At 68.7% G+C, this 19,081-nt stretch carries 18 protein-coding genes and 1 pseudogene; 8 read left to right on the top strand and 11 right to left on the bottom strand.

Annotation, left to right across the window (positions count from 1 at the left end; genetic code table 11):
• Positions 1–49: 49 nt before the first annotated feature.
• The 3 genes from ACPPVT_RS17665 to ACPPVT_RS17655 form a co-directional block, all read right to left on the bottom strand.
• A complete protein-coding gene (locus ACPPVT_RS17665; RefSeq protein ID WP_426562535.1) occupies positions 50–463 on the bottom strand; it encodes a hypothetical protein in 414 nt (137 codons plus the stop codon).
• Positions 460–840, bottom strand: a complete 381-nt coding sequence (locus tag ACPPVT_RS17660) for a cupin domain-containing protein (protein ID WP_426562533.1) — start codon at positions 838–840, stop codon at positions 460–462. Before ACPPVT_RS17660 ends, ACPPVT_RS17665 begins: the two co-directional genes overlap by 4 nt.
• 200 nt (positions 841–1,040) lie before the next feature.
• On the bottom strand, positions 1,041–1,751 hold the full coding sequence (locus ACPPVT_RS17655) for a response regulator transcription factor (RefSeq protein WP_426562531.1): 711 nt from the start codon (positions 1,749–1,751) through the stop codon (positions 1,041–1,043).
• A 251-nt stretch (positions 1,752–2,002) separates the two neighbouring features.
• On the opposite strand from ACPPVT_RS17655, the gene ACPPVT_RS17650 reads away from it, so the two are divergent.
• The 4 genes and pseudogenes from ACPPVT_RS17650 to ACPPVT_RS17635 all read left to right on the top strand — a co-directional run bounded on the left by ACPPVT_RS17650 (position 2,003) and on the right by ACPPVT_RS17635 (position 5,323).
• Positions 2,003–2,581, top strand: coding sequence for a hypothetical protein (locus ACPPVT_RS17650; RefSeq protein ID WP_426562529.1), 579 nt, complete (start codon positions 2,003–2,005; stop codon positions 2,579–2,581).
• Between the two features lie 273 nt (positions 2,582–2,854).
• The gene (locus ACPPVT_RS17645; RefSeq protein WP_426562527.1) at positions 2,855–3,874 is read left to right on the top strand and encodes a hypothetical protein; all 1,020 of its coding nucleotides are present in this window, start codon (positions 2,855–2,857) and stop codon (positions 3,872–3,874) included.
• A gap of 229 nt (positions 3,875–4,103) precedes the next feature.
• A pseudogene (locus ACPPVT_RS17640) lies at positions 4,104–4,532 on the top strand (IS110 family transposase); the annotation flags it as partial.
• A gap of 296 nt (positions 4,533–4,828) precedes the next feature.
• A complete protein-coding gene (locus tag ACPPVT_RS17635) occupies positions 4,829–5,323 on the top strand; it encodes a transposase (RefSeq protein ID WP_426567196.1) in 495 nt (164 codons plus the stop codon).
• Between the two features lie 26 nt (positions 5,324–5,349).
• Here ACPPVT_RS17635 and ACPPVT_RS17630 read toward each other — a convergent pair whose 3' ends face one another.
• Positions 5,350–6,591 (bottom strand): IS110 family transposase, encoded by a 1,242-nt coding sequence (locus tag ACPPVT_RS17630; protein WP_426567163.1) that lies wholly within the window; start codon positions 6,589–6,591, stop codon positions 5,350–5,352.
• A 342-nt stretch (positions 6,592–6,933) separates the two neighbouring features.
• Here ACPPVT_RS17630 and ACPPVT_RS17625 point away from each other — a divergent pair, with 342 nt between their 5' ends.
• Positions 6,934–9,549 (top strand): M12 family metallo-peptidase, encoded by a 2,616-nt coding sequence (locus tag ACPPVT_RS17625; RefSeq protein ID WP_426562525.1) that lies wholly within the window; start codon positions 6,934–6,936, stop codon positions 9,547–9,549.
• A 310-nt stretch (positions 9,550–9,859) separates the two neighbouring features.
• Here ACPPVT_RS17625 and ACPPVT_RS17620 read toward each other — a convergent pair whose 3' ends face one another.
• Together ACPPVT_RS17620 and ACPPVT_RS17615 are read right to left on the bottom strand one after the other, a co-directional pair.
• Positions 9,860–10,273: a (R)-mandelonitrile lyase gene (locus tag ACPPVT_RS17620; RefSeq protein ID WP_426562523.1), complete on the bottom strand. Its 414-nt coding sequence runs from the start codon at positions 10,271–10,273 to the stop codon at positions 9,860–9,862.
• A 10-nt stretch (positions 10,274–10,283) separates the two neighbouring features.
• Positions 10,284–11,183, bottom strand: coding sequence for a helix-turn-helix transcriptional regulator (locus ACPPVT_RS17615; protein ID WP_426562521.1), 900 nt, complete (start codon positions 11,181–11,183; stop codon positions 10,284–10,286).
• Between the two features lie 173 nt (positions 11,184–11,356).
• On the opposite strand from ACPPVT_RS17615, the gene ACPPVT_RS17610 reads away from it, so the two are divergent.
• From ACPPVT_RS17610 to ACPPVT_RS17600, 3 genes are all read left to right on the top strand, one after another.
• Positions 11,357–12,376, top strand: coding sequence for a zinc-dependent alcohol dehydrogenase family protein (locus ACPPVT_RS17610; protein WP_426567195.1), 1,020 nt, complete (start codon positions 11,357–11,359; stop codon positions 12,374–12,376).
• A 205-nt stretch (positions 12,377–12,581) separates the two neighbouring features.
• Positions 12,582–12,941, top strand: coding sequence for a cyclophilin-like fold protein (locus ACPPVT_RS17605; protein WP_426562519.1), 360 nt, complete (start codon positions 12,582–12,584; stop codon positions 12,939–12,941).
• Positions 12,934–13,539: a sugar O-acetyltransferase gene (locus ACPPVT_RS17600; RefSeq protein ID WP_426562517.1), complete on the top strand. Its 606-nt coding sequence runs from the start codon at positions 12,934–12,936 to the stop codon at positions 13,537–13,539. Before ACPPVT_RS17605 ends, ACPPVT_RS17600 begins: the two co-directional genes overlap by 8 nt.
• Before the next feature lie 274 nt (positions 13,540–13,813).
• Here the strand turns inward: ACPPVT_RS17600 and ACPPVT_RS17595 are convergent, their stop codons facing one another.
• The 5 genes from ACPPVT_RS17595 to efeO all read right to left on the bottom strand — a co-directional run bounded on the left by ACPPVT_RS17595 (position 13,814) and on the right by efeO (position 19,046).
• Positions 13,814–14,704: a hypothetical protein gene (locus tag ACPPVT_RS17595; protein WP_426562515.1), complete on the bottom strand. Its 891-nt coding sequence runs from the start codon at positions 14,702–14,704 to the stop codon at positions 13,814–13,816.
• 192 nt (positions 14,705–14,896) lie between these two features.
• Positions 14,897–15,178: a hypothetical protein gene (locus tag ACPPVT_RS17590; protein WP_426562513.1), complete on the bottom strand. Its 282-nt coding sequence runs from the start codon at positions 15,176–15,178 to the stop codon at positions 14,897–14,899.
• Positions 15,179–15,468: 290 nt separating this feature from the next.
• On the bottom strand, positions 15,469–16,257 hold the full coding sequence (locus tag ACPPVT_RS17585) for a class I SAM-dependent methyltransferase (protein ID WP_426562511.1): 789 nt from the start codon (positions 16,255–16,257) through the stop codon (positions 15,469–15,471).
• A 348-nt stretch (positions 16,258–16,605) separates the two neighbouring features.
• Positions 16,606–17,868, bottom strand: coding sequence for an iron uptake transporter deferrochelatase/peroxidase subunit (efeB, locus tag ACPPVT_RS17580; RefSeq protein WP_426562509.1), 1,263 nt, complete (start codon positions 17,866–17,868; stop codon positions 16,606–16,608).
• A gap of 41 nt (positions 17,869–17,909) precedes the next feature.
• A complete protein-coding gene (gene efeO / locus ACPPVT_RS17575) occupies positions 17,910–19,046 on the bottom strand; it encodes an iron uptake system protein EfeO (protein WP_426562507.1) in 1,137 nt (378 codons plus the stop codon).
• Positions 19,047–19,081: the final 35 nt, after the last annotated feature.

The raw sequence follows: 19,081 nt of genomic DNA, 5'->3' as shown, positions 1-19,081 counted from the left end.
GACTCATCGTAGGGTTCGGCCGCACCAGCCGGAGCGCACGCTCTGCAGCTCAGGGTCGAATCAGCCGCACGGCCTGACCGTGCTCGCGCTGCTTGGCCTCGTCCCAGTCGCCCGTGCAGTAGATCGACAGCTCCACGATCGTGTCGCGGACGACGTCCGCCCGGATCATCTCCCGGCAGTACCAGTGCTGGCCCTCGTGGACCCACCGCTCCTCGAACTCGATCGTGAACCCGTGCCCGGTCTGCTCGACTCGCTCCACCCGCACCTCGCCGGGGATCGGGTGGCCGGCGAACCGCTCGGCGATGATGTCGCTCGCGGTGTCGGTCTGGATCCGCCAGTGCGGCAGCGACAAGTCGGCGAAGACGTCCGGTGCGAACAGCCCGTCCGGCACCGAGCCGGTCTCCAGGAACGAGATCAGCCGGGCCACCGCGACGCTGGTGTCCGTCGCGGCCTGGGTCGTCATGACGACGCTCCCGCGGCGGCGAGGTTGCGCTGCACCACGGCCATGGTCGCCTCCAGGTCCGCCGTGGGGCTGAACTCCACGATCGCGGTGCCGGCCGTGATCAGCGGCAGGTGCCCAGGCAGGGCGTAGTAGGCGTCGCCGGCCACGTAGGTCTCCTCGTGGTCCGTCCACCGGAAGGTGATCTGACCATCGGTCACGACTCCCCAGTGCACGCACTGGCACCGGTCGCCGGGCAGGCCGACGAAGTAGGGCGCGGGCTCCACGTCCTGGTGGAAGGACTCGAAGCTGACGGTGTACTCATCGAGCGGCGCGTAACGCCCCTCGATCTCGGGCTCGTCGACCGCCACCGGCGTCGACAGGCGGTTGGCACTGGGCATGATGCGCTCCAAATGACTGGAAGGGACTTGATGCACCACAGGCGTGACAACACCCGGAACATCGTGATGACCCTCGTCACGGAACTGGGTCAGCACAACGATTCCCCAACCGTGCACATTCGATCGGCCGACGTTCACTGGGCGTCTCCTGAACCTGCGTGGCCGGCAGGGGGTCAGGGTTCGAGTCCTCCTGCCGCTCTCTACTCGGCCAGGCGCGCAAGGGCGGCCGGGAACGCGCGGTTCACGGCGTCGATACGGCTGGAGGCACCTAGCCTCGCGTAGATGTGCTCCAGGTGGATGTGAACGGTTCCCTCGGTGATGCCCAGCTGGCGCGCGATCTTCGCGTTGGTCTGTCCGGCGGCTACATGGCGAAGCAGCTCCTCTTGCCTCGGTGTCAACCGTGGGATCGGATGGCGCTGACTTTCAGCCTCGAGGAACGCTTTGTGGAGGTGCGGGCGTAGGAGGGTGAGCGCGGCGCGGTCACGCTCGGAGAAGTCCATCCCTGGCCCGCGGAAGAAGAACAGCCGCACCGTTCGACCGCTTGCCGCCAGGGGATGGCGTTGCGCAGGCAGGGTGAGCATCAAGGCATGCTCGAACCCCATTGGTTGGTTGATGCCGCAGCGAGTGCCGATGCCATGCCACTGCCGCGTCGAGTAGAAGTCCGTGGTCTTGACGACGCTGCGAAGATCCTTTGTTCGGTCGGGGTAGCTGCAAAGCAGACAATGCCAGTAGTGCTGCCAGTTGACCGGAAAGGAAGCCGTGGCCACCGACTGATCGCCGTCCGCCATGAGTTGCGCTGAATCCGTCCGCTGCTTCGTAAAGTCGAGGCCTCCGAACGCGATGGCGTCACAGCGGATCTGGCGAGCCAGATCTCCCAACAGGGACGGTGGCAGCCCTTCGGGGGGGTACATCGGGGCGGTCTGCTTTCACGATGTCCGCGAGGGCGCGCAGATCCCTGTCCCTGACATTCGGCGCAGCCGCCATGGCGAACCTTCCGCTCGTCCTCAGTACGCTACTCGGTCGCTGGGCGCGTATCCAGAACGTCATATGGCGACGCCGTGACAGGCCGCTCAGACTGCCGAGCAGGGCTGTTAGTAGCCGAGGCGAGGCAGGACCGTCGCACCCTGAGTGCGGAACTGACCTGTGGCCACGACGACGAAGGATGACAATGGAGACTCGAAGCATCACACTGGCCGCCGCCTCGAGGCACCGCCGGCTCGCTCATCTCCGGCGACGCAGTGGAGTCCTCGTCGGCGCCCTGACGTTGATGCTGGCGTGCGCTGTAGCGCTCGCCCCCGGGGCGTCCGCGGACCCGCCGGTCAGCATCCCCGCACCGATCGGAAACGTCACCCCATACCCCGCCGGCACCGCATGCTCCTTCAACGCCGAAGGGAAGCTCATCGGCGGCAACCAGATCCTCACGTTCTTCGACGACGGCCGGTTCCTCGCCACCGGCCGCCACATCGACCGGATCACCAACCTCGACACCGGCAAGGCGATCACGCTCGACCTGAACGGCGTCGTCAGCGAGGTACCCACCGCGGACGGCGGATCGGTCCTCCGCGCCGTCGGCACCACCGCGTTCGTGCTCTACCCCGGAGACGCAGGCCCCGGCGACAACCGAATCGGCCGCTTCTACCTCTTCACCGGATACTTCGTCGTCGTGTCGGACGCCGACTTCGTCGTCACGTCGTTCAGGTCGTATGGCACGCGCAGGGACGTCTGCGCCATGCTCAGCTGATCCAGGTCGCGCAGCCACTGCGTACCCGTGCTGGCCCAGCACCCGCGAGTCGAACACTGGTATGGCCGCTTGCCTGGCGCCACGCGCGCATAGACCGGGAGGGCTGAACGGAGCTGGGCGGCCGCCGCGGAGCGATCATGCGAGCGAGTCACTCTGGCATCCGCTCATCGGTGCGGGTTCAGGTTCGCGAGCCCCGTCGATCGCGACGGAATGACGCGGGCAGGATGAGCCGAACCGAGCGGATGTGTCAGGCCCTGCTTCTAGGGTCCTGGCATGGAGAACCATGGACCAACCGACGAGCGCCCGGCTGAGGTACTCCGTCGCCTCAACGAGTTCTACGTTTCCGCGAGCCTTGGAGACTATTTCCGAGGGCGGGCGCACGGATGGCTCTCACTGCACGCTGGCATTGAGGTTGAACTCCCGGAGAAGCTGGTCGAACGGCTTGGGCACGCTGGTGCGGGCGCACGTATCCTGCCGTCGAAATCGACCCCGGACCAGCTCGCCCTCGATGCCTTCGCCATGGCTTACCACGCCTCCGAGACCTACTGCCGGCAACTCTTGGCGGTCCTACACGGCGCTGGCCCGCGCACCTCGCCGGCGCTTGCCCTGAAGAGCACGCCTACGGGCCGGAGCTTCTCTCAAGCCTTGGCGCAGGTCATCGGGACCAATGAGCAACTGGACTCAGTTGTCGACTTCGCCTTTCTGCCGCACGAAGTGCGAGAAGGCATGTCCGACGATGAAGTCGATGGCCATCGGAGCTTCCTCCGGCAGTGGACTCGGCATCACGTCCGCCGACTGGAGTCGTGGAAGAACCCATACAACGCTTTCAAGCACGGCCTTGCTGCAACCGCTCCGCCTACTCAGATCGCCTTCATTCCTGAACCATTGGACGAGACCGCAACCGCCCATGCACTGATGGACGGTCCCGTCCTGCACACCCTCGAGTACGAGGTCATGAAGAGGGACGGGAGCAAGGTTGAGAAGTTGTCGTGGTGGCACCGCGCCCTGGATCCCATCGAACTGATTGCCGACGTGCTTACAACCGCCGAGATCCTTGATTGGCTCAAGGCAATCGCTCGTGGCCGGTTGCTCCAAACGCCAGTGGCGGTGCCCCTCAAGAGTGCCCCGCTACCGCTCGCGCTCCGTAAGCCAGGCCCTCCAGGCATTTCATTCCGGATGGATGTCGGCGCGACCACCGTCGCACTCGGTAAGGATGAAATGGAGCGTATGGACGCCCTCCTGAACGGACAAGAGGTCACCCCACGAGACGAGTCGGCGCACCCCGAGAACTAGCGGCTACTAGACGATTCCTCTAGGGCCGGTGTCTGGCCAGACTCGGTCCAGGTGATCGGCGGGCAGCTCTCCATGCGGCTGCCCACCAGCTGAACCGGTGTGGCTCACTATCGGTCTGCGGTCCGCCGGTCACCGTGACGAGGCGTGGCTCAAGAAGGGACTGCCCAGCTCGTAGTAGCAATGCCCACCTCGCCGTCCAGGTCGCAACGAGCAGAGGTAGGTGCAGCGCATGGAGCAGGTCGGTGAGCGTGTGATCGTCGGGGTCGATCCCCACAAGCTGTCGGCGACCATCGAGGTCGTCGACGACCGTGAACAGCTACTCGGCTCTGGTCGGTTCACCACCGATCGGGCCGGGTATGCCGCGATGCTGACCGACGCCAAGTCGTGGCCCCAGCGTCTGTGGGCGGTCGAAGGGAGCAACGGGGCCGGGCGGCCGCTGGCCCAGCGCCTGCTTGAGGACGGTGAGCATGTCGTCGACGTTCCGGCCAAGCTGTCCGCCCGGGTCCGGCTGTTCGACTCCGGCCACAACCGCAAGACCGACGCCCGTGACGCCCACTCGGTCGCCGTGGTCGCGGTCCGCACCCGGACGCTGCGGGTGTTGCAGGCGGACGGGGAGCTCGAGGCGCTGCGGATGCTCACCGACCGCCGCGAAGCACTCACCCGACGTCGGGTTCAGACCGTCGATCGACTCCAGGCCCTGCTGGCCGAACTGCTTCCAGGACAAGCCAAACGCGACCTGACCACCGGTCAGGCCAAGACCATGCTGGCCAGCGTCCGCCCGCGTGACGTCGCCGGCAAGACCCGTCGTCGGATCGCCGCCGAGGAACTGGCCGAGCTGGTCGCCGTCGAGGCGAAGATCAAGAAGGCCACCGCCGAGCTGAAGACGATCGTGCTGGCCCGCGGCTCACACCTGATGGACCTGCCCGGCGTCGGACCCGTCGTGGCGGCCCGGTCCTGGCCGACGTTGGTGACGTCACCCGCTTCGCCGACCGCAACCGGTTCGCGTCCTGGACCGGCACCGCACCCCTGGACGCCTCCTCAGGGGAGCAGAACCGGCACCGCCTCTCGCGCGCCGGTAACCGTCGCATGAATCACATGATCCACATCGCCGCGATCAGCCAGCTCCGCCTGGACACCGACGGCCGCGCCTACTACCGACGCAAGCGAGCCGAGGGCAAGAAGTCCCTCGAAGCGATCAGGTGTCTCAAACGCCGGCTCTCCGACGCGATCTACCGCCAGCTGCTCGACGACGCCCAAGCTGACCCCAGCGTCGATGACGCGGGTCCGGGAGGGCACTGCGGGGCGGCTCTCACATCCAGCGCGGTCGACCTACCCCCGCACATCGACACTTCGGATCAGCCACTTCCCGGACCCGCAGACCAGACGCTACGCCCGACACCACCAGCCCGGAAGGCCCCGCCCGGCAACGCCCTCAGACCAGCAGGTTGACAACAGAAGTGTCCCTATCTGATTCGTCAAGCCGCGGAGGGTGACTCGGAGGTCGGCGGGCGTGAAGGGTCGAGCCGGTCGGCTTGGTAGCACTGGCGGTCTCGGATCATCGCGTGGAGAACGTCAACTCGGCGCCGGGCCAGACAGGTCAGCGCCGCGGTGTGCGTCTTGCCTTCGGCTCTCTTGCGGTCGTAGTAGGTGCGGCTGGCTGGGTGCCTGAGGCTGGCGAACGCCGACACGTACAGGGCGCTGCGAAGTGAGCGGTTGCCGCGTCGAGCCTGCTGTTCTCCGCGGATGCTGCGCCCGGACTGGCGGGTCGTCGGCGCCAGACCGGCGTAGGAGGCGATGTGTGCGGCGCTGGCGAAGTTCGACCCATCACCGATGGTGCGCAACAGCTCGATGGCCGTGCGCGGACCGACGCCCGGCATCGAGGTCAGGATCTCGGCCATTGGGTGGGTGTCGAGCAGCTCTTCGAGCTCGGCCGCCAGCGCCTGGCGTAGTTCCAGGACCGACATCAGCTGTGCTGCCAGGGCGCGGATGACCTTGCCGTACTGCTCGGTGGCGGGGACCACGACCGTCTGCTCGGACAATGCGGTCAGGATGTCGCTGGTCACGGCGGCCGCGATCCGTGGGGACCCCGCCGCGATGATCTTCTTGATCCGAGCGTGGCCGAGGTTTGCGATCGCGCCCGGAGTGCCCGTCGCGGCCAGCAGGCGCAGGACGCCAGGGCGGCGAAAGTGCCTGCCCAGCAGCCGTTCCAGCGCCGGGTGGACGTGGAGCAGTGCGTCATGCAGGCGGTTGGTCACGCGGGTGGCCTCGGTGGCCAGGTCGGCGTCATAGCCGGCCAGCACGGCAAGCTCGACGGTGGTCTGCTCCTCGAACCCCACCCGGCGCAGCGCGTGCGGCAGGGTGCGTGCTGCGTCGGCGATGATGTGGGCGTCGCGTGCGTCGGTCTTGGCTTCTCCGGGGTAAAGGTCGGCGATTCGTCTCATCGACAGACCAGGCAGGTAGGCCACGGCCACACCTCGTGAGCGGGCGACGGCGACCGCCAGCGCGCCGATCGAGGCAAGCTGGTCGACCACCACCAAGACCCGTCCGTGCACCTCGAGCTCGGCGAAGAGCGCGATCAGCTCAGGTTCGGCGTTCGGCAGTGGGCGGTCGATCAACCGCCGCCCACCAGGATCGAGGGCGACGGCGTGGTGAGTCTCGCGGGCGACGTCGATCCCGCAGAACACTTCGAATCCGGCCGCGGCCGGCGGGTGGGACAGGCTGGATCTGGACAACTGGCTTCCTTCCTCCGAGCGGGCAGACCAGCCCTGGACGAAGCGCCGGCAGCCACGTTACGAGAAGGCATCCACAAGTGGGCCCAAGTCCCTATCAGCGGTCACACACGTCCTGCGATCCCCGGTGACAACACCTCTGTGATCATCAACGACAGGAGCCAGAAGTCATGCCGAGGAACGCTGGCCTGCACCCTCAATCTGAGGGTCCGAAGAAGGTAACGGGAGCCGGAATGACGCACGTTCGGCCAACGTCTAGGCACTGTCGCCGGTCCGGCCTAGAGTGCGAGGGCTGTCGGCCGCTCGGACCGACAGGGGAGGAGTGGGTCGATGCGCACGCTGAAGACCATCGCGACGCTAGCGGCTGGGGTCCTCGCCGCCGCTTTGCTGCAGGCCGGGCTTCCCGCCGCGGCCGCGGCGCCATCCGACCCCGCGTTTCAGGCGTTGGACGGGTTCCGGCCTGCCGCTTCAAGAGTCCGGGTGCACCCGAAGCACTTCACGGCTGTCCTGGTCGACACCGCCCAGATCCGCAGCCAGCTGCGATCGGCTCCCGGGGCGGGCTCTAGAGGCTCGACGGTCTTTCGGGTGCCCACGCCGAGCGGCGGGATGGAGCCGTTCGCCGTCCAACGCACCCAGGTGATGCAGGTCGGGCTCGCCGCCGCCCACCCCGAGATCCAGACGTGGTCCGGCCGCTCACTGGACCACCCCGACAGCACCATCGCATTGGACGTCACCCCACTCGGTTTCCACGCCGCCGTCCGCCCGGTAGGCGGTCAGGGCTCCTGGTACGTCGACCCGGCCTCCGACCGGACCGGGGAGTCGGTCCACCTCAGCTACTACGGCAGTCAGCTTCCGCGCCCCGAGCAGCAGTTCGTGGAGCGGGAGGTGCCGGACTTCGCCCCTGCATCGGCCCAACGTTCGGCGCCATCTGCTCGTAGTTCCGTCCAGCAACGCGTCTACCGCCTGGCGCTGCTCTCGGACCCGACGTACGCCGGGTACTTCGGTGCGGCCAACGTCACGGCAGCCAAGGTCACCCTGGTCAACAGGGTCAACCAGGTCTACAACGACGACCTGGCCATCAAGCTGGTTCTCGTCGACAACACCGATCGACTCAACCTCGCCACCGACGCCGAGGCGACTGGGCCCAATGGCCCGTGCGGCGCGCATGCCTGCTTCACCAACGACCCCGACAACCCCGGCTACGTTCAGGGACAGATCGCCTACTGCGACGTCGGCACCCTCGTGCGGACCCAGACGGTGCTCGGCCAGCTCGTCGGCGCCGGCAACTACGACATCGGCCACCTCGCCCTTGGCACCAACGGCGGCGGCATCGCCCAGCTCGGCGTGGTCGGTGGCATCGAGAAGGCCATGGGATGCACCGGAATCCCGGCGCCGATCGGTGACTTCTACGCCATCGACTACGTAGCTCACGAGATGGGCCACCAGTTCGACGGCAACCACACCTTCAACGGCGTCCGCTGGAACTGCTCCGGCGGCAACCGGAACGCCGACACGTCGGTCGAGCCTGGCTCAGGATCGTCCATCATGGCCTACGCCGGCATCTGCCGACAGGACAACCTCCAGCCGCACAGCGACCCCTACTTCTCGCAACGGTCCCAGACCGAGATCAGCGGCTACACAAGTAGTCCTGGCCGGCCGCCCGTCGAGGTTCAGGACGTCTCGCTGACCGGCTTCGACACGAACGGCAAGTCGATCACCCTCGACTACCCCGGCCCCACCCCATCGGTCACCCTGGTCCGGGGCGGCCACGGCGCGAAGGCGTACAACCGGGCGAACCTCAAGGCGGCCATTCAGAAACTCACCGGCCAGGTCGTGACGGTCGCGGGCTGGGGCTACGACTCGTACAGCGAGATCTACGACGAGGACGGTGACTACCCGGCCGACCTGACCAAGCCGGACGACACAGGCTTCCAGGTGATGTTCGCCGGGGATGCCAACCCGTACACCGACGACAGCCCCCGCGAGGACATGCAGTCACTCCTGGTGGGCACCACGTCGCCCGGGGTCAGCGCGACGGTCGGGGAGACCGCCCGCGGTGGCGAGGTCCACAACACCGGGTTCGACATCAACAACAGCGGGAACCACGCGCCGTCCGTGCGCGCGCCGGCGAACCGCACGCTGCCCCTCCGGACGCCGTTCACCCTGACCGCTTCGGCCCAGGACGCGGACGACGACCCGCTCACGTACCTGTGGGAGCAGAACGACGTGGGCGGCGAGAACGGCACGGCCCTGGTCGACAACGCCAAGGTCGACGGCCCGCTGTTCCGGGTCTTCGGCACCTACGCGGACGTGAGCGACGAGGACGCCACGCAGAGCCCGTCGCCCGGCGAGAACCACGCTGGGCCGACGCGGTCGCGAACCTTCCCCAACATGGCGCAGGTCCTGGCCGGCAACACCAATGCGAAGACCGGGAAGTGCCCATCCGCGCCGGCAGACGATCCCGACGAGTACGTCGTCGTACCCGTTCCGATCGTGAACTGCTACTCGGAGTTCTTGCCCGTGGCTGGGTACGTCGGCACGGCTGGCACCAACCCCGCCCGCCCGGCTATGCACTTCCGCGTCACGGCGCGCGACGGGGCGCCGGACGGCGGCGGGTACGGCTACGACGATGTCACCCTGCGGATCGACCCCCACGCCGGACCGTTCCTGGTGAGCTCCTTCCAGACCGGCGGAACGGTCCGTGCCGGCGAACGGACCACGATCCGGTGGCAGGTCAATGGCACCCAGCGGCTGGCCGCCCAGGTGCGAGTCCTGCTCTCCACCAACGGCGGCGGTACCTGGACGCAGGTCTCGGGCCCAACCCCTAACGACGGAGCCGCGCAGATCCAGATACCGGTAAAGACCACGTCGACAGCACGGATCATGGTCGCCGCAGTCGACAACTACTTCTTCGACGTCAACGACGCGGCCTTCACCATCCGATAGCAAGACTCCACGACTGAGGCCTGTTGCCGGCGTGGTCCGGACCATACGCAACGACCGCGCAACTGCCCTCGATCGGACGGCGTTGACTTGGGCCCGGAGGCTCCCGCACCCTGCCTTCGCGTCTCAGGTAGGGGTGGTCCCGCATCTGAGTTCGCCGGTGCCGGCCGCCGTGCGACCGTCGGCCGCCCGCACGATTGCGGCGGTGTGACGCACCCGTCGAACAGGCGCATCGCGCTCAGATCTGGATGGGCGGCATGGCGCAGCGAGCGACGAGGTCGGTTTCGTGGGCGACCTGGCTGTTGCTGCCTTGTCAGTCCTGGAGCCCGAGCGCTGCTTCGTACTCGTCGTCGGTAACGGGCTGGAGCCAGTGGACGACGTCGTGCTGGTCGTCTGCTTCGTTGATGGCGACGTGCACCATGAGCCGGTTGGGTGCGGCGCCGTGCCAGTGTTCCTCGTCGGCCTCGAAGAGGACGCGGTCGCCGGGGCGGATGACCTCCACGGGTCCGCCGCGACGCTGGCACCGGCCGACGCCTTCGGTGACGAAGACGGTCTGGCTCAGCGGGTGGCGGTGCCAGTGAGTACGGGCTCCGGGCATGAAATGGACGAGGTTCGCCGTCACCCGCGACGGAGTCGGCGCGGCGGCGACGGAGTCGATGTAGACGTCGCCGGTGAACCAGTCGGTCGGGCCCTTCGCGGTGTCGATCGAGCTGCGCGTGATCTGCATCAGGTTCCTTCTAGGTGTGCGTGGAGGGGTTGTTTGGGGACAGGTCTGCGGGTGCTGCCCAGGAGGCGAGCAGACGGAGGCGTTCGGCCGAGGGGGAGCCGGGCTCGGCGGTGTACACCATCAGCACGAGGCCGGGTTCGGCCGTGATGGCGAGCTCCTCGTAGGCGAGGGTCAGCTCGCCGACGACCGGGTGGTGGAACCGCTTGGTGCCGGCACCATGGGTGCGGACGTTGTGGTCAGCCCACAGACGCCGAAAGGTCTCGCTCTGGGTGGACAGCTCACCGACGAGATCCTGCAGTCCCCGGTCGTGGGGGTCGCGCCCGGCCTCGGTGCGCATGATCCCGACGCACATTTCGGCGAACAGGTCCCAGTCGGGGTAGAAGTCGCGCGAGGCCGGGTCGAGGAACTGGAACCTCGCCAGGTTCGGCATCCGGCCGCCATCGCCGATCACCGGTGAGTAGAACGCCCGACCCAGCGCATTGGTGGCAAGCATGTTCTGATGCGGGTCGCGGACGAACGCGACGCCGTCGGTGATCGCCTCCAGTGCCCACCGCAGGTTGAGCCGGGACGCCGCCTTGTTGGCGGTACGCCGACGGGGCCGGCCCGAGGTTGGGATGCCGTCGGCGGCCCGCGCGAGGTCGAGCAGGTGGGCGCGCTCGGTCTCGTCGAGCTGGAGTGCGCGGGCAAGGGCGTCGAGCACCCCCGCGGACGCACCTGCGATCTGGCCGCGTTCGAGGCGGGCGTAGTACTCGACGCTCAGGCCAGCCAGTGAGGCGACCTCGCTGCGACGCAGTCCGGGCACCCGGCGGCTGCTGGTGGTCGGCAGGCCCACCTGGTCCGGGGTGATTCGAGCGCGGCGGGTGGTGAGGAACTCACGCACCTCTTGGCGCACGTCCTGGCGGTTGTCCACGACGTCGAGCCTAGGCCGCCTCCAGCTCGGACCAGAGCCGCGAGGGATGCCCTGTCAGTACACCTATCGACAGTGACTTCCAGCCCGAGCGGCTAGCGGGTTCACTCGATGCCGTGGCGCCCCGACGGTGTCACGACAAGGTGAGACGAAGCGACGAAGAGGAGCAGCTCGCGATGCGTCAGGTAGTGATGCACGGCCCCGGGGACGTCCGGGTCGAGGAGCGCGAGGACCCGAGGATCATCGAGGCGACCGATGCGATCATCCGCCTGTCGGCGACCTGCATCTGCGGTAGCGACCTGTGGCCCTACCGCGGCGCCGAGCCAGTCGACCACCAAGTGATGGGCCACGAGTATGTTGGCGTCGTCGAGCAGATCGGCTCCGACGTCCACGGCGTCAAGGTCGGCGACTTCGTGGTCGGCTCGTTCTGGGCCTCCGACAACACCTGCGAGATCTGCCGGGCCGGCTACCAGGCGTACTGCACGCACCGTGTGCTGATGGGCACCCTCGGCACCCAGTCCGAGCTGGCCCGCATCCCCCTCGCCGACGGCACCCTGGTGGCGACCCCCGGCACGCCGACACCGGACCTCGTCCCGTCCCTGATGGCTGCCTCCGACGTGCTCGGCACCGGTTGGTTCGCGGCCGTCGCTGCCGAAGCCGGCCCCGGCAAGACGGTTGCAGTCGTCGGGGACGGCGCGGTCGGCCTGCTCGGCATCCTGGCCGCCGCGCAGCTCGGCGCCGAACACATCATCGCGTTCAGCCGCCACACCGACCGCCAGGCGCTGGCGCGGGAGTTCGGGGCCACCGACATCGTCGAGGAGCGGGGCGAGGACGGTGTCGCGAGGGTCAAGGAACTCACCGGCGGGCTCGGTGCGCACTCGGTCATCGAAGCGGTCGGCACCCAGGAAGCCATGATGCAGGCCATCCACTCCACCCGCGCCGGTGGCCACGTGGGGTTCGTGGGCGTCTCCCACGACGTCGCGATCCCCGGCGAGGAGCTCTTCATGGCCGGCGTACACCTCCACGGCGGCCCCGCCCCGGTGCGCCGGTTCCTGCCCGAGCTGCTCCAGCTGATCTGGGACCGCAAGATCAACCCCGGCAAGGTCTTCGACCTCACCCTGCCGCTGGAGCAGGCCGCCGAGGGCTACCAGGCCATGGACGAGCGCACGGCGACCAAGGTCCTGCTCACCCTGTGAGCGCCCCGGCGGAGACCTGATGCGCACGATGACCTCGCCCACCGCGTCACGCGCGCTGCTGACCGCGGCCCTGTCCGCGACCATCGCCCTGGTCGGGTGTGGCGATATCGAGCCCGACAGCGAGGCAACCCCGCCTGCGGCGGCCGACAGCAACCCGACAAGGTCCACCAGCACCACTCGCAACGACACGCCCGAGGAGGACAGGGTGAAGATCCAGATCACCATCGGCGACCAACCCATCGACGCGACCCTTAACGAGAGCGCGGCGGCCCGCGATCTGGTCGCGCAGCTGCCGGTGAGAATCTCCATGGTCGATCATGGTGGGGTCGAGAAGACCGGCAGGCTCCCGTCACCGCTCTCCTTGGCCGGACAGCCCGACGGAGCGGACCCCGACGTGGACGACCTGGGCTATTACGCCCCCGGGCACGATCTCGTGCTCTACTACGGCGACCAGTCCTACTTCCCAGGGATCGTCATCCTCGGCCAGCTCGACGGCGACGCCGCGCAGCGTATCTCCGAACTCGAGGGCCCGATCACAGCGAGAGTCGAGGCGCTCGGTGACTGACCTCCCGCCCACGACTGACCTGGCGGACTTCCTCGCCCACGTGAAGAGCGGCGGCCCCATCGAGGGCGGCTCTCAGCACCATCGGTTCATGCATGGCGCCGCGCAGGACGCCCTGCGGATCGTCGCCGACATCAACACCGGATACCGCACACCCGAGGAGGTCCGCGCCCTACTGACCGAGCTCACCGGCAAAGAAGTCGACGAGTCGGTGACGGTCTTTCCACCGTTCTACAGCGAGTTCGGCAAGAACCTGACCCTCGGCAAGCACGTCTTCATCAACCTCGGATGCCGCTTCCAGGACACCGGCGGCATCAGCATCGGGGACGGCACCCTCATCGGGCACGGGAGCACTCTGACCACTCTGAACCATCACGTCGACCCCGGCCGACGAGCCGACATGGTGCCCGGACCGATCCGCATCGGCCGCAAGGTCTGGCTCGGCGCCGCCGTCACCATCGTCCCCGGGGTCACCATCGGCGACGGAGCAATCGTCGGCGCCGGCGCCGTCGTGACCCGCGACGTACCAGCCAACGTGATCGTCGCCGGCGTCCCAGCCAAAATCATCCGCGAAACCGGGTTCGGCGTTTCCCCGGACTGAGCGCGCTTTCGCCCCCGGCGCCGACCCGTGCGCGGCTAGCTGTACCCGACCGCCGAAGACAGGCACCGGATCCCGGATCCGGACGAACTGCCGGCGCCGACAGGCGGCGGAATGACGCAAGTCGTCCGGCAACGACCGCAGACTCAGAAGCTTCAGTCCAAGAGCCGCTTCGTTGTCGCTCTCTGCGAGGTCGAGGTAGAGCAGCCCGTTGAGACTCGGTAGCACTTGTCGATAGCGGCCCCGTTACCCGTACCCCGGAGCGTGAAGATTCCGGTCAGGGCCGCTGGGTGATCTGCGGGGGGAGGGTGCGCCAGGCGATGGCGGCGAACTTGTGGTGGCCGGCGATCGACAGGTGGTTGCCGTCGGCCGCGAGGTCGCGGTCGGTGACGGTGAACGCCTGCTCGGCCCCGCCGTCGGTGTAGCAACCGGGGTGCTTGCTGCAGACCTGGACGACGGTGCGCCAGTAGGTGTCGACGATCTCCTGCATGGACTGGACACCGGCCGGCCGGACCGCGCCGCTGGCGTCGAAGACCCCGCACGGACCGGTGCCGGTGTTGTCGGTCACCAGGTCCTGCCGGTGCGCCGCCCATGTTGTCCAGCCGGCGACGGTGGCCCACTGGCTGACCAGGAACACCTGCACGCCGGGGATCGCGGTCTGCATCTGGCTGATCGCCTCGTCGAGAGCAGCGCCGTACGGGCCGTAGTTCTGCGGGTCCGTCCCGTCGCAGCGCATGTCGTTGTCGATGCTCTGCACCAGGAGGACGTCGGGCAGCGGGTCGGCCTCGGCCAGCAGCGTCAGCAGCTGACCGTCCAGGGCGTCGACCTTGGTCCCGTTGACCGCCTCGTCGTAGTTGTGGCCGCGCATTGCCGGGTGGGTCTGGAGCAACCGCCAGTAGATGCTCTGCACGGCCGGGTTCTCGCCCGTGGCCCACGAGTTCTCGTGCGCGTCCCGTCCGACGTCGTGGACGTCGCTCATCGTGCCCGTGGCCCCGGAGTGACCGAGGACGGCGATGGAGTCCAGGGCGGGCGTGACCCGACCGGCTGGGGACCTGGACGTCAGCGAGCTCGTATCGCCAGCTCTATCCGTGCTGTCTCCGGCGTTGCACCCCGCGGTGAGGGCGAGGGCCACCAGGGCAGCGGCGGCGGCGGCGCGGATCTGGCTCATGGCACATCTCGGCGGTGTAGGGATTCCTACATGACCGTACGACCGACCTGGGCGGCCGCGCTACCACCGCAGCGTCACCAATCGCGCTCCCTCACTGGCGGCGTCTCGGCGCGGCGAGCGGCATGACCGGATACTCAACGGCCGTCCGGCATGCGGCGGTGTGACGCAGGTCAGCCTCAGGGACGGGCACCCCTAGTAGTCGACTCCAAAGTGGCTTGCGATGAGCGCAGTTGTCTCGCAGCCCCAGCCTTGCCGCTCGCCGGGTTCATCGTCGCCGCAGTCGCACTCTCCCGAGCCGGATCCGCAGTCGCGGTGTAGGGCGAGGAGCCTGCGAGCGAGCGGATCGTCGATCGCGTTGAGGCGACGCATCGCGTCCACCCAGTTCGATCCTGAGTCAGCTAGGTCGTCCATTTCGTGCACAACATCCATGTGCAGTCGTTGACCGGCTTCCTCGTCATATTCAAATCGCGACATGCGAACACGTTACGAGAAGGGCACCCGCGTGAGACGTATCCCCGGCGTTCCCTTGAAGCGCGCCGTCAAGCGGCGAGATGACGCGCCAGCCGAGCATCCGCATCGCGGCCGAACGGTGTGCTGCTGTGGCTTTGTGACTGAGCTCCGTGCCCCAGGCGAGGTCGGCGCAACGTCCGGATTCGCCCGATATGCATCCGTGCCAATCCGTTCCGTGCACTGATCGCACTCAGCGATCGCGACGTGAGTTTGGTTCGACCAGCGGTATCGAGGCCTCCAACGACGCCTGCCGGCTAGTCGACGCGGCCGGTCAGGACGGACACCCGGACGTGCTCCTCGTACGGCGCGTGCCGCCGCAGCGCCTCGTCGATCCCGCGAGCGAAGGCCGCCCGGCGGTCCGGCGGCGGCAGCCCGTCCACCGGCACCGCGGAAAGTACCCCGCCGACGATCCGGTCGACGTCGAGCAGGCATTGGTACTCGGCACTCGTCGTGCTCGTCTCGTAGCCGGCGGCGGCCAGCGCGGCGCGGTACCGCTGCCGCGTCGCCTCGTCCGTGCCGCATGTGGCGGTCAGCCGCTTGCCGAACCAGTCCTGCAGGAACTCCCGCAGCGCGCGCGACCAGCCGCTGTCCTGCAACCACAGCGGCGTCCCGTTGGCCAGCACCGCCACCCCGCCACCGGGCCGCAGCAGCGGCCGCGCCTCGCGGAACAGTCGCTCGTGGTCCATCCAGTGCAGCGCCTGCCCGATGGTGATCGCCCCCACTGTCCGCTCTCCGAGCAGCGCGGCCAGCGCCGGGACGTCCGAGTCCGCGCCCACCAGCCAGCTCACGTTGCGCACGCCGAGCTCCGCGGCAGCGGCCCGGGCCAGCCCGACCATGTCCGGCTCGGGGTCGACACCGAGGACGGCCCGCACCCGCCTGGCCATCGGCAGCGCGAGCTGGCCCGTCCCGCACCCCAGGTCGACCACCACGTCGTCACCGGTCAGCCCGAACGCGGCCACTAGGGCGTCGAGCACCGCCGGTGGGTACCCATGCCGGTAGCGCGCGTACAGCACGGCCACCTCACCGCGAAACCCCAGGTCCATGCCGCCAAGCCTGCCGGGCGTCCCCCGATGCCGCGACCGCTTCCGCCCACGGCGCACCCGCGCTCACCCCAGGAGCGAGCGGCGACGCTCCAGCCTCAGGCCGCCGACAGCGGTTCCCGCCGTGCCGCCACGGCGCCGGCACGACCGCCGACCGACCGCAGCATGATCACAACCGTCCGTGAGTCTTGGACCGGGGCATGCGCCCGACCGGTGAGGCATTCTGGGCGGAATGGGGCATGCACGGCCGTCTGTGGGTCCGAATTGGGGGATCGGGCAGCTCAGTCGCCGTTGAAACCAGATCCGGCGTTCCCTGCCATGACGAGCCTGGCGCCAGGACGTTTCCGAGGATCAGCCGAAGAGCTGGTCGGCCCAGGTCCTGCCGTCGTCCACCAGTCCGGGCGGGCATGCCCACAGGCCGCTGCCGGTGTGCTTGATGTACTCGTTCAGCGCGTCCATCCGGCCGATCTTGCGCTGCAACGGAACGAACTGCTTGCGCGGGTCCTGCTGGAACGCGATGAAGAACAGGCCGGCGTCCAGCAGCCCGATGTCGTCGATGCCGTCGGTGTAGGAGAACCCGCGCCGCAGGATCCGCAGCCCGTTGTTGTTCTCCGGGCTGACCAGCCGGATGTGCGCGTCCTGCGCGATCACCGGCTCGCCGTCCGAGCCCTTGGCGTGGTAATCCGGCGCGTCGAACTCGTCGGTGCCGGTCAGTGGCGCACCGCTGACCTTGTGCCGGCCGAAGACGGCCTGCTGGTCGGCGAGGTAGTCGCGGTCCCAGGACTCGATCAGCATCCGGATCCGGCGCGAGACCAGGTATGTGCCGCCGCGCATCCAGTCCTGGTCGCCCTCGGCGCCCACCCAGACGTGCGAGTCCATCGCGGCGGTGTCCTCGCCGTGGATGTTGCGGGTGCCGTCCTTGAAGCCCATCAGGTTGCGCGGTGTGGCCTGGCTGCTGCTGGTGGACGACGTGCGGCCGAAGCCGAGCTGAGACCACCGCATGGCGACCGCTCCGCTGCCGATCCTGGCCAGGTTGCGGATCACGTGGAAGGCGACCTGGGGGTCGTTGGAGCAGGCCTGGATCACCAGGTCGCCGTCGCAGCGCTGCGCCTGCAGCTCGTCGCCGGGCAGCGCGGGGATGGGCTCGAGCGCGGCGGGCCGGCGTCCGGCCAGCCCGAACCGCTGGTCGAACAACGACGGGCCGAAGCCGACCGTCACGGTCAGCGCGGACGGCGGCAGGCCGCGCGCCTCGCCGGTGTCGGCCGGGGGAGCGGCCAGGTCGTCGGAGTTGCCCGGCACCGGCACGCCACGGGTCATCGCGACGGCCGCAGCGGTCCAGTCCGTCAGCACCCGGCGCAGCGCGTCGGCGTCCTTGGTGGTCACGTCGAAGGCGGCGAATGCCAGCCGGTCCGGGGACGGCGTCCCGATCCCGGCCTGGTGCCGGCCGTGGAAGTCCACCCGGGCGCCCGCGTCGACGCCGGACGCAGCGCTGGTGGCTGCGTCCGGCGTCTCGGCGTGCGCAGCGATCGCCACCGCGCCGAGGCCGACGCCAGCCCCGGCGGCTCCGAGGCCACCGAGGAAGCGGCGGCGGGAGAGGTTTCCGGTGGAGGTCACTGCGGTTCCCTTGCGTTGGTCGGGTGGAGTCGTCGCCGCGCTCAGGCGATGAGCGGGGCGATCTTGCTGAGCGACTCGGCCAGCGCGTTGACCTGGGTGGTCATCGTGCGGCGCTGGTCGTCGGTGACGGCCGAGTAGTCCTGGTAGCCGTCGGCGGTCTGGTACTTCGACAGCGAGGCGAGCACGTCCTTGAACTGGCCGTTGATCGTGGCCAGCAGGGCGGCGTCCTTGGTGCGCAGGGTCGGCGCCAGCACGTCGACCGCCTCACGGGCACCCGCGACGTTGGCCGCGAAGTCCCACAGGTCGGTGTGGCTGTAGCGGTCCTCCTCGCCGGTGATCTTGCTCTTGGCGACCTCGTCCAGCAGGCCGACCGCACCGTTGGCGATCTGCTCGGGCGCGAGCTCGACCGTCCTGACCTTGGTCTGCAGGTCCTTGACGTCGGTCAGCAGCTTGTCGGCCACCGGGTCCATACCGTCGAGCGTGCCGTCGGCCCACAGCGCCTTCTCGAGCTTGTGGAAGCCGGTCCACTGGTCACCGGGGTCCACGTCGTTGACCCGGGCGTCGATCTGCGGGTCCAGGTCGCCGAAGCTCTCGGCCACCGGCTCGATCCGCTCGTAGTAGGCCCGGGTCGGCGCGAACAGGGCCTTGGCCTGCGCCACGTCGCCGGCCTTGACCGCGGCGACGAACTTCCCGGTCTGGGCGGTCAGCTGCGCGGTCTGGTCCTCGAGGTAGGCCTTGTACGTCGCGACGCTGCTGGCCAGGTCGGCGTCGGTGGTCGCGGCGGCCGTCGCACCTTTGGCCTCGGTGACCGTGAAGGCGGACTGGTCGGTCGCGGCGTTCGGGCAGAGCACCACGTACTCGCCGGGCTCCAGCCGCAGCGTGAAGCTGCTGCCGGACAGCCCGGGCGTGAGGTTCTCCTTCTCGCCGAGAATCTTGCCGTCCTTGAGGATCTCGGCCTCGGTCACCCGCTTGGCGTCGGAGTTCGTCACCTCGAAGGTCAGGGCGCCGGCCTCGGCCGTGGCTGGGCTGGCCTGGCAACCGTCGTCGGTCACCTTGACGGCGATCTTCTTCGCGCCGGAGCCGGCCGCGTCGTCGGAGGAGCTGCCGCACCCGGTCAGGGCCAGGGCGGCGGCGACGGCGGCGACGGTGGCGGCCGTACGAAGGCGTGCGGAGGGCATGTGGTGGGTACCTCTCGAGGTGACGGTGTGCAGGT

This window comes from Angustibacter sp. McL0619 (assembly GCF_049994355.1).
In the GTDB taxonomy this organism is placed as follows: Bacteria; Actinomycetota; Actinomycetes; order Actinomycetales; family Angustibacteraceae; genus Angustibacter.
This window is presented reverse-complemented; position numbering and strand designations above follow the sequence as displayed.